General features: G+C 69.4%; 13 protein-coding genes and 1 pseudogene. 9 read left to right on the forward strand and 5 right to left on the reverse strand.

The window, feature by feature from the left end; all coding sequences use genetic code 11:
* Window positions 1-12: 12 nt before the first annotated feature.
* The 3 genes and pseudogenes from glnT to RBB84_RS04910 form a co-directional block, all read right to left on the reverse strand.
* Complete coding sequence (glnT, locus tag RBB84_RS04900; protein WP_064256414.1) at window positions 13-1,389, reverse strand: type III glutamate--ammonia ligase; 1,377 nt, start codon at window positions 1,387-1,389, stop codon at window positions 13-15.
* A gap of 207 nt (window positions 1,390-1,596) precedes the next feature.
* A pseudogene (locus RBB84_RS04905) lies at window positions 1,597-1,998 on the reverse strand (acyl-CoA dehydrogenase family protein); the annotation flags it as partial.
* A complete protein-coding gene (locus RBB84_RS04910; protein WP_231912020.1) occupies window positions 1,943-2,713 on the reverse strand; it encodes an amidase family protein in 771 nt (256 codons plus the stop codon). The pseudogene RBB84_RS04905 and the gene RBB84_RS04910, both read right to left, overlap by 56 nt.
* A gap of 377 nt (window positions 2,714-3,090) precedes the next feature.
* Between RBB84_RS04910 and RBB84_RS04915 the strand changes: the two genes are divergently transcribed.
* The 8 genes from RBB84_RS04915 to RBB84_RS04950 are packed head-to-tail and all read left to right on the forward strand — an operon-like array spanning window position 3,091 to window position 9,370.
* Window positions 3,091-3,468, forward strand: coding sequence for an ethanolamine utilization protein (locus RBB84_RS04915; protein WP_060651112.1), 378 nt, complete (start codon window positions 3,091-3,093; stop codon window positions 3,466-3,468).
* Window positions 3,469-3,488: 20 nt separating this feature from the next.
* The gene (locus RBB84_RS04920; RefSeq protein WP_006551168.1) at window positions 3,489-3,989 is read left to right on the forward strand and encodes a dimethylamine monooxygenase subunit DmmA family protein; all 501 of its coding nucleotides are present in this window, start codon (window positions 3,489-3,491) and stop codon (window positions 3,987-3,989) included.
* Window positions 3,989-4,984: a PDR/VanB family oxidoreductase gene (locus RBB84_RS04925; RefSeq protein ID WP_006551169.1), complete on the forward strand. Its 996-nt coding sequence runs from the start codon at window positions 3,989-3,991 to the stop codon at window positions 4,982-4,984. Before RBB84_RS04920 ends, RBB84_RS04925 begins: the two co-directional genes overlap by 1 nt.
* Entirely contained in the window at window positions 4,981-6,006 is a 1,026-nt protein-coding gene (locus tag RBB84_RS04930; protein WP_082921033.1) for a DUF3445 domain-containing protein, read from the forward strand. The genes RBB84_RS04925 and RBB84_RS04930 overlap by 4 nt, the downstream gene beginning before the upstream one ends.
* Window positions 6,003-6,479, forward strand: coding sequence for a dimethylamine monooxygenase subunit DmmA family protein (locus RBB84_RS04935; protein WP_006551171.1), 477 nt, complete (start codon window positions 6,003-6,005; stop codon window positions 6,477-6,479). Before RBB84_RS04930 ends, RBB84_RS04935 begins: the two co-directional genes overlap by 4 nt.
* A 24-nt stretch (window positions 6,480-6,503) precedes the next feature.
* Window positions 6,504-7,484 (forward strand): DUF3445 domain-containing protein, encoded by a 981-nt coding sequence (locus tag RBB84_RS04940; RefSeq protein WP_019289064.1) that lies wholly within the window; start codon window positions 6,504-6,506, stop codon window positions 7,482-7,484.
* 59 nt (window positions 7,485-7,543) lie between these two features.
* On the forward strand, window positions 7,544-8,755 hold the full coding sequence (locus RBB84_RS04945; protein WP_019289065.1) for a winged helix DNA-binding domain-containing protein: 1,212 nt from the start codon (window positions 7,544-7,546) through the stop codon (window positions 8,753-8,755).
* A 9-nt stretch (window positions 8,756-8,764) separates the two neighbouring features.
* On the forward strand, window positions 8,765-9,370 hold the full coding sequence (locus RBB84_RS04950; protein ID WP_024100595.1) for a GNAT family N-acetyltransferase: 606 nt from the start codon (window positions 8,765-8,767) through the stop codon (window positions 9,368-9,370).
* Window positions 9,371-9,392: 22 nt separating this feature from the next.
* Here RBB84_RS04950 and thiD read toward each other — a convergent pair whose 3' ends face one another.
* Complete coding sequence (gene thiD, locus RBB84_RS04955; protein ID WP_006551175.1) at window positions 9,393-10,184, reverse strand: bifunctional hydroxymethylpyrimidine kinase/phosphomethylpyrimidine kinase; 792 nt, start codon at window positions 10,182-10,184, stop codon at window positions 9,393-9,395.
* 125 nt (window positions 10,185-10,309) lie between these two features.
* Between thiD and RBB84_RS04960 the strand changes: the two genes are divergently transcribed.
* A complete protein-coding gene (locus tag RBB84_RS04960) occupies window positions 10,310-12,304 on the forward strand; it encodes an alpha/beta fold hydrolase (protein ID WP_064256412.1) in 1,995 nt (664 codons plus the stop codon).
* Between the two features lie 32 nt (window positions 12,305-12,336).
* Here RBB84_RS04960 and RBB84_RS04965 read toward each other — a convergent pair whose 3' ends face one another.
* Window positions 12,337-12,702 (reverse strand): hypothetical protein, encoded by a 366-nt coding sequence (locus RBB84_RS04965; protein ID WP_064256411.1) that lies wholly within the window; start codon window positions 12,700-12,702, stop codon window positions 12,337-12,339.
* Between the last annotated feature and the right edge of the window lie 67 nt (window positions 12,703-12,769).

Consider the following 12,769-nt stretch of genomic DNA (forward strand, 5'->3'; position numbering starts at 1 on the left):
AGAAGTCGGTGGTCAGAAAGCGGTCAGATAGCTGTCGATCTCCCACGGGGTCACGGTGTTGTGCCAGTGGAAGAACTCCTCGCGCTTGAGGGAGGCGAAGTAGTCGGCGACGCCCGCACCGGCTGCGTCGAGTGCGCCGGAGACCACCGGATCGGCCTCGAGGGCGTCCATGGCGTGCAGTAGCGTCATCGGCAGCGTGGCGGTGCCGCCGGTGCCCGGCTCGCCGGGATCGAGATCGCGTTCGATGCCGTCGAGGCCGGCGGCGACGGTTGCGGCGGTGGCGAGATAGGGGTTGGCCGAGCCGTCCCCGCCGCGCAGTTCGGCGCGGTTGGCGTCGGGGACGCGCAGGTAGTGGGTGCGGTCGTTGCCGCCGTAGGTCGCGTAACGCGGCGACCAGGTGGCGCCGGAGGCGGTGCTGGTGGCGCCGGTGCGCTTGTAGGAGTTGACCGTCGGTGCGATGACACCCTGCAGGGCGCAGGCGTGCTCGAGGATGCCGGCGACGAACGAGTAGGCGGTCTTGGACAGTCCGAGTCCGCGGGAATCGTTCGCGTCGGGGAAGACGGGGGTGTCGCCCTGCCACAGCGACAGGTGCATGTGCATCCCGGAGCCGGTGCGATCGGCGAACGGCTTGGGCATGAAGGTCGCGGTCATGCCGCGCTGCTCGGCGAGCACGGAGATGAGGTAACGCAGGGTGATGACGCGGTCGGCGGTGGTCAGGGCGTCGGCGTACTGGAAGTTCTGCTCGAACTGCCCGTTGCCGTCCTCGTGGTCGTTGGCGTAGTTGCCCCATCCGAGGGTGTTCATCGCCGAGGAGATCGACGTCAGGTGCTCGTACATGCGGGTGACGTCGCGGGCGTCGTAGCAGGGCTGGCGGGAGGTGTCGAGGGCGTCGGCGGTGCGCAGGGTTCCGTTCTCGTCGCGCTGGACGAGGAAGTACTCGATCTCGGTGCCCACCTTGACGCTCAGGCCCTTGGCGGCGGCCTGCGCGAGCGCGGTCTTGAGGATCACCCGCGGGGCGTACGGCCAGGGCTTGCCCTCGACGTAGGGGTCGCAGTGGACCAGCGCCAGGCCCTCGCGGACGAAGGGGATGGGGGTGAAGGACGAGACGTCGGGGATGGCGACCAGGTCGGGGTCCTTGGGGACCTGGCCCATCGAGCCCGCGGCGTAGCCGGCGAAACCGACACCGTCGGTGGCGAGCTCGTCGACGGATTCGACGGGAACCAGCTTGGCGCAGGGCTTTCCGGACAGGGTGGTGAAGACGGCGAGGATGAAGCGGGTGCCGGTCGCGTGTGCGAGCTCGGCCAGACCGGCGGTGCCGGAGGTCTCGGGGGACCGGCCGTTCGTGGACGGGAGGCGCAGCACGGATGTGTCGGTGGCTTCCAGCGTCATGGGGGCTCCTCGGTTCGACGAAGTTTCACTGTAGGAATCGCTGTCGAATAGAAGGAAACACGGTATCCATGACGGGCGTGTTACGCAACCGTGAGATCGCGGTGACGCTTGGCGTGGAAACCGCCTGTATGCGAACGACAAACAGCGGCGGGACGGTCGAAGGACCGTCCCGCCGCTGCGATGTTCGTGTGAGCGAGGGTTCCATCGGAGACCGAACGAGTTCCCGATGATGTCGCGCTGGATCTCGTTGGTTCCGCCGTAGATCGTCGCGCCGAGGGCCGCGCGCACGTGCTGCACCATGTCGAACTCGGTGGAGTAGCCGTAGCCGCCCATCATCTGCATGCACTCGAGGGCCGTGTTCTTGGCGACCTCCGTCGCCTCGAGTTTGGCCATCGACGACGCCCGCGCCAGACCCTAGGGGTCGTCGAAGGCACGTTCGGCGACGCCGAGCATCTGGGCGGCGAGGATCAGCCGCTCGGTCGCCGGCCCGGGCATGAGCTGGGACCAGCCCTGGCCGACCTCACCGACCACCGAGTCGGCGGGCAACTCGCAGTCAGAGAAGTAGAGGTCGTCGACCTCGGTACCGTTCAGGGTGTCGATGCCCTTGACGGCAACGGTGCAGGAAATCGTCCATGCGGAGGAGGAATCCGTCCAGTGCCCGCGGGCACCGGCGACCTCGGCGCTGGTCAGCTGCATCGCGGCTCGCGGACTCGCCCGCTCGTAGCGGGGTCAGCAGCTCCGGATCGTCGAGCAGATGGGCGCGTTCGCGCAGCCCGTCGTCGAGCACGAGCGGCCCGAAGATCTCGTTCCACCCCCGGATCGGGATGTCGGTCTCGACGACCTCGTGCCCGAGATCCGACAGGATTCCGGCGACGGTCTCGATGGTGCGGGCGACCGCGGGATCGACCGGACGTCCGTCCGGGCGCCGGAAGAAGGCGATCCGCCGGTGCCGCACCGTGGTGCGTTCGAAGGTCGTCTCGGCGAGGATCTCCGTCATGATGCGGGCGTCGTCCACCGTCCAGGCCGGCGGGCCGGCAGTGACGAAATCAGTCATCGCGCGGAAACCCCGTTCGTCCGCGCACGATCCGGTGGTCGGCTTGAACCCGACGAGTCCGCTGAAGGCCGACGGGATGCGGATGGACCCGCCGCCGTCCGAGCCGAGCGCGATCGTCGCGAGACCGGCGCCGACGGAAGCCGCGGCGCCACCGCTCGAACCGCCCGGCGTACGGGACGGATCCCACGGGTTCCCGGTCTCCCGGCCGAGCAGGTTGTCGCTGGTCGCGCACTGGCAGAACTCGGGTATGTGGGTCTTGCCGGGCATCACCGAGCCCGCGGCGCGCAGCCGGGCGACGGCACCGGAGTCGGACCGGGCGATCCGCCCGCGCTGGGTCGGCCTACGTCTGGTACGCGCAGGACGCCCTGCAGGAGACGCCCATACCGCTCGAACGGGCCGCAGAGATCGTCACGCGTATCTGGCATCGCGCCCTCTTCGATCCCGGCCGCTGACGGATGTTCCGTCCGGCTCCGGGGAACCTCCTCGAGGGACCGGATTCCCTTGCCCTCGAGAGGAATCGGTTACGCGCGTTAACAGAACTGCAACCATCGCTGCGTTTCTTCCCATTATCGTCTGTTTCACGTCAGCGATCGACGTTCTCGTTGCACACCGCGCGTTCGCGCATTCCTTCCCTTTGAGGAGTTGCCATGTCCGAGACCACCACCGTGCCCGCATTCCGAGTGACCTCCGGTTTCTGGAAGAACCTCCCGCAGATGTCGGTCGACGAGTTCCCGGGAACGAAGGGCTACATCGACGACGTCCACCCGAATCCCGAAGGCTGCCCCATGGCCTCCGGCTACTTCCGTCTCGAACCCACCGAGGCGCCCCTCGACTACACCTACGAATACGACGAGATGAAGGTCGTCCTCGACGGCGAGTTCCGCCTCGAGAACCTCGACACCGGCCAGGTCGAGATCGCCCGTGCGTACGACGCGATCTTCTTCCCCGAGGGATCCCGCATCCGCTTCACCACCCCCGAAGGCGCGCTCGCCTTCTACGTCGGCCTCCGCTCCTTCGCGCCCTAGGAGATGCCGTGAACGTCTGTATGGACACCACCAGTGTGCCGAGGTGGGACGAGGAACGGAGCATCGCCGGCGGGGGACGGACCTTCACGATCCTGTCCTTCGGCGACGAGGCCGCCGAGCAGGCGCGGAATCTCTTGCTGTCCTTCGACGGTCGGCGGGTGGACTGGATGCGTCTGCCCGCCGAGTGGGGCGACACGGCTGCCCGCGTCCTCCGACGGCAGCTCGACGCCTCCCGGGTCGGCTGCCGACTCGTCCTCGTCGGATCCGAGGCCGCCGTCCTCGCCGCAAGGGCCGTGGCGGTGGCCGGCGGGCTCGTCGACGAGGAGATCATGCCCGTCCCGATCGACACCGCCGACCGCGCGGTCTACTGCGCACACTGTCACACCACCCATCTCGCCGACGTCGAGGTCGGCCGGTGCACCACCTGCCCGAACTGCCGCGCGGAACTCGTGGTCTACCACCATGTCTCGCGTCACCACGCGGCCTACCTCGGTTACATGATCGACGCGGAGGAACGCTGATGACCCTGATGTCCGACAGCCCCGCAACGAACGTGCCGTCCGACGCCGGCCTGGTGCTGGCGGTCGACGAGGTCACCGCACTGACCCCGACCGTGCGGCACATGCGGCTGGTCGCGTCCGACGGCGCACTCCTGCCCTCCTTCACCCCGGGCAGTCACATCGTCGTGACCTGCGGAACCGGGCCGGAGGGGCAATCCCGCCGGAACTCCTACTCCCTCACCGGACCCGGTTTCGAGCCCGACCACTACGGCATCTCCGTACGGCTCGAGGAGGACGGCCGCGGTGGCTCCCGCTGGATCCACTCCCTGCGAGCGGGGGACAGGGTGCAGGTGAGCACCCCGCGCAGCGCCTTCGCCCCGGTCCTCACCGCGCGGCACCACCTGCTCGTCGCCGGCGGAATCGGCGTCACCCCGATCCTGTCCCACGTCCGCGCCGCCGTGCAGTGGGGCCGCTCGTTCGAGGTGCACTACGTCCACCGGGAGGGCGACGCCGCCCACCTCGACGACCTGGAGCAGTTGTGCGGCGACCGCCTCCACCTCCACACCGGCCGCGACGGCTTCTGGGAGCACATGGGACCCGCGCTGCTGGACCAGCCGATCGGCACCCACCTCTACGCGTGCGGCCCGGCTGCGCTCATCGACGAACTCACCGACCGTGCCGGTCGCGCCGGCTGGCCCGGCGCCCGCGTGCACTACGAGCACTTCGGGGTCGGCGACCTCGACCCCGGCGAACCGTTCACCGCACACCTCACCCGCAGCGGCGTCGACGTGGACGTCGCCTCGGGTGTCAGCCTCCTCGAAGCGCTCGGATCCCGCGGCATCGCGGTCCCCAGCCTCTGCCGTCAGGGCGTGTGCGGGGAGTGCCGGCTGCCCGTGGTGAGCGGCGACATCGAACACCGCGACCTGTATCTCGGCGCCGCCGAGAAGGAGGCCGGAGACTGCCTCATGCCGTGCGTCTCCCGCGCGAACGGACCCCGATTGGAGCTGGATCTGTGAGTACCACGATCGACCTCGAGGCCCTCGGCGACAGCGCGGCGATCCCCGACCGCATCGCCCGCTTCCCGTTCCCCTTCCCCCGCGACACCTACCGCTACAGCACCAACGTCGAACCCGCCGGCAGTGTCGTGGAGACACCCGTCGGGGGATGGGGGACCCACCCCGTCGACGTCGACGGCCGGTACCGGGAGGATCTCGCCGAACGCACCCGCATCCTCGCCGAGGACCCCACCCGGTTCCAGGCTCTGCCGCACATGGAGATCGCCCAGTGGGACGCGATGCTCACCCTCATGCGGATGCTCACCGCCGCCCACCCCGAGACGTTCTCGCTCGACGGGGACGGTGCGGCCCGGCAATTCACCAACCGGGCACTCGGCGTCGAACAGTCCTTCGTGTTCGGTGATCCGTCCACCCTGCCCGAACCACCCCTGCTGTTCGTCGGCAGGCACCTCCAGGAGGACGTCGTGCTGCTCGACCAGCGTGAGGGTGCCCTCTGGGGCGACGCCGGACTGGTGACCTTCGCCGCCGACTGGTCGCTGCGCTTCGACGTCGGCATGAGCTTCCTGCAGATCCACGGGCCCGTCCCGCGCGTGCACACCGAAGGGGTCATCCCGCGCGCCCAGCAGTTCCTCATGGGCCTGCAGCCCGGCCGGCAGTACCGCCGCACCAACTGGTCGCTCAGCGTCGACCGCCTCCTCGACCAGTCCACCGAGACCTATCCCGTGTGGGGACGCGACCGGCGGCTGCTCGCCGAGGGGCCGCTCGAGGACGTGGGGCGCCGGCTGAACCTGCGCGTCGAGGTCCAGCACCTCGTGCGCCTCGGTGTCTCCGGCGCGATCATGTTCCTCATCCGCACCTACCTGCTGCCCTTCGAGGACATCGCCCGCGTACCGGAATGGGCCGAGCGGTTGTGCCGTGTCCTCGAGGAGCTGCCCGAGGATATGGCCGACTACAAGGGCATCACCCGCACCCGCGAACCGGGGGTGCGCTGGCTCCGCACCTACGGGGGTGTGCGGTCGTGAAGGCCTCCGGATTCGTCCACGGCGACCCACCCGCACTCGACCGTGCCGGTCGCGCCTTCCTCGTCCTCGCCGCGAGCGACTGCGAACTCGCGCGAAAGGCGGTGCGGCACTGGATGGCCGACGCCTCCGAACTTGGACGCGACGCCGCCGCCCTCTACGACCCGACACCCGGTCGCGCCGCCGAAGCGGTCGCCGCGCTGCGGGCGGGATCACGCATCCTCGTCGCCGGTCCGGCCGCCGAGGCCATGGCCTACACCGCCGCCGCCCGGCAGGCCGGCGCCCTGCCCTGCGAACTCATCACCTACGTCACGTCGACGGTGACGCTGACGGTTTTCTGCCCCCACTGCGAGACGACACAGCGGGCCGACGCGCGACCCGGCGACAGGATCTCGTGCGCCGGGTGCGGGATCTCCCTCGAGATCCGCCCGCACCTGTCGAGTCACCACGGCACCTATCTCGGAGCCGTCGCCTGACAGAACCGACCGGAAGGACCGAATGTGACCGTTACCAGCGACCTGTCCTATCTCCCGTGGCCTTTTCTCGAAGGTGAGAACAGATTCCGCTACGGGGTCAACGTCGAACCCGCCCGCCGCCGCGTCGACACGTTCGCCGGCGGCTGGGGCGAGCACATCGTCGACCTCGGACCTGACTACGTCGAGATGATGGCCCTGCGACAGGGGATCCTCGAGCGGGACCCGCACCGGGTCCGCTACCTCCCGCACATGACCCCGGCCTCGTGGGACCTGCTGATGTTCTACTTCCGCGAGATGGCCGCGTCGTATCCCGACCTCATGACCCTCGACCGCCTCGGATCCGGATACCGTTGGCGCAACCAACCTCTCGGAATCGACTGCACCTTCGTCCCGGGTGATCCGGAGACGCTGCCCGAACACCCGCTGGTGTTCGTCGCCTGCCAGATCCCCGACGACGTCCTGCTCGTCACCGAACGCGACGGCCACCTCTACTTCGACGCCGCCGTGGTGACCTCCTCCGCCGACTGGTCGGTGAAATTCGACATCGGCATGAGCATGCACGAGATCCACCGTCCCGTACCCGGTCTCACGCGCGACGGGGTCACCGACCGGGCCGAGCAGTTCCTGCGCCGGCTCACCGCCGACCAGCCCTACCGACGGGTGAACTGGACCTTCTCGGCCGTCGGCTCGCGGCGCCGCGACACGAGCCTCGAGACGATGCCCGAGTGGATGGACGACATCCCCCGCCTGATGGCCGAGAAGGACTGGGGGAGGATCCAGCTGCGCATCGAACTCGAGCACCTCATCCGGCTGCCGACGACCGGTGCGATCGTGTTCAACATCCGCACCTACATGGCACCCCTCGCCGAGATCGCCGCCTACCCGCAGTGGGCGTACCAGCTCGCCGACATCGTCGAGGAGCTGCCGCGCGAGATCGCGCAGTACAAGGGCATCGACGAGTACCGGATGGAGGCGATGGCCTGGCTGCGCGAACGAGCAGCCTGAGGCCGCGGGGCCCCTTCACCGCGCGCCCGAGGTCGGTGGCCGGTCCTACGATGACGGCCATGGCCGCACCCAGGATCGACGTGGACGAACGCCGGGCACGACTGGCCGTCCGGCACCGGTTGCATCCCGCCCACCGCGCCCCCGACGCCGTCGACGCGGCGACGTCCCTGGTGTGCCTGCACGGCACCGACCCGGCGACCGTCTACCTGTCGGCGTGGGCACGTGTGGACGGGTTCACCGTGGCCGACCTCGACAGGGCGCTCTACGACGACCGCACCATGGTCAAACACATGGCCATGCGGCGCACCGTCTTCGTCGTCCCGCTCGACACCCTCCCGGTGGTGCAGGCCGGGGCGAGCGCCCGGGTTGCCGCCGCACAACGGCGCACGGTCGTCAAGGACGTCGTGAAGGCCGGATTGCACGACGACGGCGAGAGCTGGCTCGACGAGGTGAGCCGCCACATCCTCGCCGCCCTGGCCGACGGGCGGGAGGCGACATCGAGCGAGCTCAAGGCCGAGATCCCGCTCCTCGACGGCGCGCTGGAGTTCGGTGCCGGCAAATCCTGGGGTGGGCCGGTCACCTTCGCGCCTCGCGTGCTCACGGTGCTCTCCGCCGAGGGGAAAGTGGTCCGGGCGTCGAACAAGGGGTCGTGGCGGGTTTCGCGCCCCACCTGGACGACCACCGAGTCGTGGCTGGGCTCGGCCGTCGACCCCGTCGACGAGGCGACGGGTGTGCGCGAACTCGTGCGGATGTGGCTGCGCGCATTCGGTCCCGGCACCGAGGGGGATCTGAAATGGTGGCTCGGCTCCACCCTCACTGCCGTCCGCGCGGCCCTCGCCGAACTCGACGTGGTGGAGGTCGATCTCGACGGCCGTCCCGGCTACCTCCTGGCCGACGACGTGGACGAGCCCGCTCCCGTCGAACCGTGGGGTGCACTGCTGCCCGGTCTGGACCCCACGGTCATGGGGTGGACCGAACGCGAGTGGTATCTCGGGCCGTACAAGGAGGCGCTGTTCGACTCCAACGGCAACGCCGGTCCCACCGCCTGGTGGGACGGACGGATCGTCGGCACGTGGTGGCAGACCGACACGGGAGCGGTGAGCCTGCATCTGCTCGAGGACATCGGCGCCGAAGGCACCGCGGTGCTACGCGAGGAAGCCGCCCGCCTCGACGACTGGCTGGGTGGGGTGCGGGTGATGCCGCGGTTCCCCACGCCCCTCGCGAAGGAACTGGCGACGGAAGGCAGGTCGTCGGGCACGTCTTCGTCGTAGGCTGCCGACATGGCCGTCGAACCGAGAACCGCCACGCGCCGCGACATTCCGGTCTTCGCTCGGGTGATCGCCGAGGCGTTCTTCGACGATCCGGTCTTCGCGTGGATGTTCCCGGACGAGGAGCACCGTATCCGCCGCATGACCCGTTTCTTCGCCGCCGACGCCCGCCACCACATGGTGCCATTGGGAGCCACCGACATCGCCGAGTCCGGTGGGACCGTCGGAGGCGCGGCGATGTGGGCGCCGCCCGGACGATGGCGCACCGATGCGTGGACCTCGCTCCGCCTCCTGCCCGGCTTCTACGCCGCGCTCGGCCGCTACATGAAGCGGGGAGGGCAGGTCAACGTCACCCTCGACGCGGCGCATCCGGACGAACCGCACTGGTACCTGTCGACGATCGGCACCTCACCTGATGCGCGGGGGACCGGCCTCGGCAAAGCCCTGATGAAGGCCGGCCTCGACCGCGCCGACGCCGAACACGCCCCCGCCTACCTCGAGTCGAGCAAGGAATCGAACGTTCCCTACTACGAGCGGTTCGGGTTCGAGGTCACCCGCGCCATCGTCATCCCCGGTGGTGGGCCGACCCTGTGGGGGATGTGGCGGCAGCCGCGCTGACGGGATGCTTCCCGCCTTCGGATCAGGCGCCCTGCCAGACGGTGTCGAACGGGGTGTTGGCGGACACGCGGCCCTTGATCCCGGTCGTGACGAAATCCTTCGCGCGGGCCGCGGCGTCGGCGACCGACGCGCCCTTCGCGAGTTCGGCGGTGATCGCGGCGGCGAGGGTGCAGCCGGCGCCGGAGACACGCTCGTTGCCGACCTTCGGTGCCGTCAGGAGGGTGACCTCGGAGCCGTCGAACAGCACGTCCACGGCGTCCTCGCCGTCGAGTTCGACGCCGCCCTTCGCGACGACGTACTTCGGGCCGAGGTCGTGGATGCGACGCGCCGCCTCGATGAGCTGGTCGACCGAGGTGATCTCGTCCATCCCGGACAGCGTCCGTGCCTCGAACAGGTTCGGGGTGACGACCGTGGCGTGGGGGAGCACCTGCGCGCGCAGGGCGTTGTCGGTGTCGAGGGCCGCGCCGGCCTCCTGGCCCTTGCAGATCAGGACCGGGTCGAGCACGACGTGCCGCCAGTCCTGCTTCTCGAGTCCCTCGGCGACGACGTCGATCGTCGCGGGCGTGCCCAGCATGCCGATCTTCACCACGTCGAGATTGTGGGCGGCGGTGGCGGCCTCGATCTGCTCGGCGATCACGTCGGCCGGGACGGGGAAGAAGCGGTGGCCCCAGTTGTTCTTCGGGTCGAACGAGACGATGCACGTCGTGGTGCCCACCCCGTACACACCGAGCTGCTGGAACGTCTTGAGGTCGACCTGCAGACCGGCGCCACCGGTCGCTTCCGAGCCGGCGATGACGTATGCGAGGTCGACCATGTGAGTGCTCCGTTCGGACTGGGTGACGGCGTTGCCACGGGATGTACCCGCCGAACGACCAGGTTACAGACGAACTCGGTGCCACCTTGCGGACCGCCCACCGCCGCTCCCGATATCGTCCAGGCATGACGGCCTTCCACGAGCTCGACGACTACCTGGCGCTTCCTCGCGTCACCTCCCTCACGATGTCCCCGGACGGGAATCGCCTGGTGATCACGCAGTCGACGCTCGACGACAAGGCCACCTCGTACACCGAGGCTTTGTGGGAGGTGGATCCCGAAGGCAACGCCCCGGCGCGACGCCTCACCCACGGCACCACGGGTGAATCGAACCCGACCTTCACCGCGTCCGGCGATCTGCTGTTCACCGCCGCCCGGGGCAAGGACGATCCGCCGGTGTCGCTGTGGCGACTGCCCGCAGCGGGCGGCGAGGCCGAGCAGGTCGGATCCCGCAAGGGTGGATTCGCATCGGTGCACGCGGCATCCGGGGCCGACCGGATCGTCCTCGTCGCGTCCGTCCTCGGCCACAGCGAGTCCGACGACGAACGGATCCGGGACGCCCGTAAGGACAAGGTCGTCACCGCGGTGCTGCACACGGGCTATCCGGTGCGCTACTGGGACCACGATCTCGGACCCGACCAGCCGCACCTGCTCGTCCCGGACACGTGCGGCCACGGGTTCACCGACCTCACGCCCGGGATCCGAGGGTCGCTGCGTGATGGCTCCGTCGACATCGCTGCCGACGGTTCGTTCGCCGCCGCGACCTGGGTGGTCCCCGGTCCGCTCGCCTCGCGCCGGGTCACGCTCGTGCGGGTCGATCTCGGCACCGGCCTGCGCACCCCGCTCGTCGACGACGAGACCGGCGACGCGACGCACCCGTCGATCTCGCGCGACGGGACGAAGCTCGCCTACCTGCACGAATCGATGGGCGACGCGGAGAACCCGCCGCAGATCACCGTCCGCGTCCTGGACATCGCGAGCGGAACCACGACCATCGAGACCCCTGAATGGGACAGACGTCCCACTTCCGTCACCTGGCTGCCCGACGGTTCCGGTCTCGTGCTCACCGCCGACGATCACGGCCGTGCGCCGGTCTTCGTGCAGAGACTCGGGTCCGCGCAGCCCGACCGCCTGACCGCGGACGACGCCGCCTACACGGACGTCTGCCTCGCACCCGACGGCAGCAGGGCGTACGCGCTGCGCGCCTCCTACGAAGCGCCGCCGCACCCCGTGCGCATCGACCTCACCGGACCGGACGCCGGCACCGTCACGCCGCTACGTGCTCCCGCTGCGCTCCCGGAACTGCCGGGACGTCTCGAGGAACTGACCACCGAGGCCGCCGACGGCACGCCGCTGCGGGCGTGGTTCGCGCTTCCGCACACGGCGTCCGCCGACGACCCCGCGCCGATGCTTCTGTGGGTGCACGGCGGTCCGCTGAGCAGCTGGAACACCTGGTCGTGGCGCTGGAACCCGTGGCTCCTCGTCGCCCGCGGCTATGCGGTGCTGCTGCCCGATCCCGCACTGTCCACCGGCTACGGCGACGACTTCGTGCGGCGTGGCTGGGGTCGGTGGGGGAGCGAACCGTACACCGATCTGATGGCCGTCACGGATGCCGCGGTCGCGCGTGAGGATATCGACGAGGAGCGGACCGCGGTGATGGGCGGGTCGTTCGGTGGATATCTCGCCAATTGGATCGCCGGGCACACCGACCGGTTCCGCGCGGTCGTCACCCACGCGGGTCTGTGGGCGCTGGACCAGTTCACCCCGACCACCGACGTTGCCTGGTACTGGCAGCGGGAGATGACCCCGGAGATGGCGGTCGAGAACTCACCGCACCTGTTCGTCGCCGACATCGTCACGCCCATGCTCGTGATCCACGGCGACAAGGACTATCGCGTCCCGATCGGCGAAGCCCTGCGCCTGTGGTACGAGCTGCTCAACGAATCGGGTCGACCCGCCGAGGACGACGGCACCACCGTCCACCGCTTCCTGTACTTCCCGTCCGAGAACCACTGGGTGCTGAAGCCTCAGCACTCGAAGATCTGGTACCGGACCGTCGAGGCGTTCCTGTCCGAGCACGTGCTCGGTCGCCCGCTCGACCTGCCGGACGAGCTGGGCTGACCGAGGACGTCCGCTCGGGGTCTACTGCCTCGCTATTCGGGCGGGCGCGGCTGGTCGCCCGGCGAGACCGGCGGACGCGTGGGCTCGTCGGTGGCCGGTGTCGACTCGCTCGTCGCGGAACCGGAACCGGCCGAGTGCTGACCCGATCCGCCGCGATGGGTGACCTTCTCGGCGAGACCACCGACCGTCTCCTGGAGGTGCGGTGCCTTCTCCTTCACGACGCCGGCCGCTTCCGTCACCTTGTCCTGTACCGCAGGAATGACCTTTTCCTGCACTGCCGGGTTGTGCCACAGCTCGTTCGAACGCCCCCGCATCTTGTCGTAGGTCTCGCGTCCCGCCTGGGTCCCCGCGACGAATCCCGCGGCCGCACCTGCAGCGAAAATCAATGCCCGCATCATGACGGTGTCCTCCGTCCTGTCCGTTCGGCGTCCGCGCATTCGGCCGCCCGGCACTGCGATACCCGGT

Origin of the sequence: Rhodococcus sp. D-6, assembly GCF_040256695.1 — a bacterium.
Lineage (GTDB): Bacteria > Actinomycetota > Actinomycetes > Mycobacteriales > Mycobacteriaceae > Rhodococcus > Rhodococcus pyridinivorans.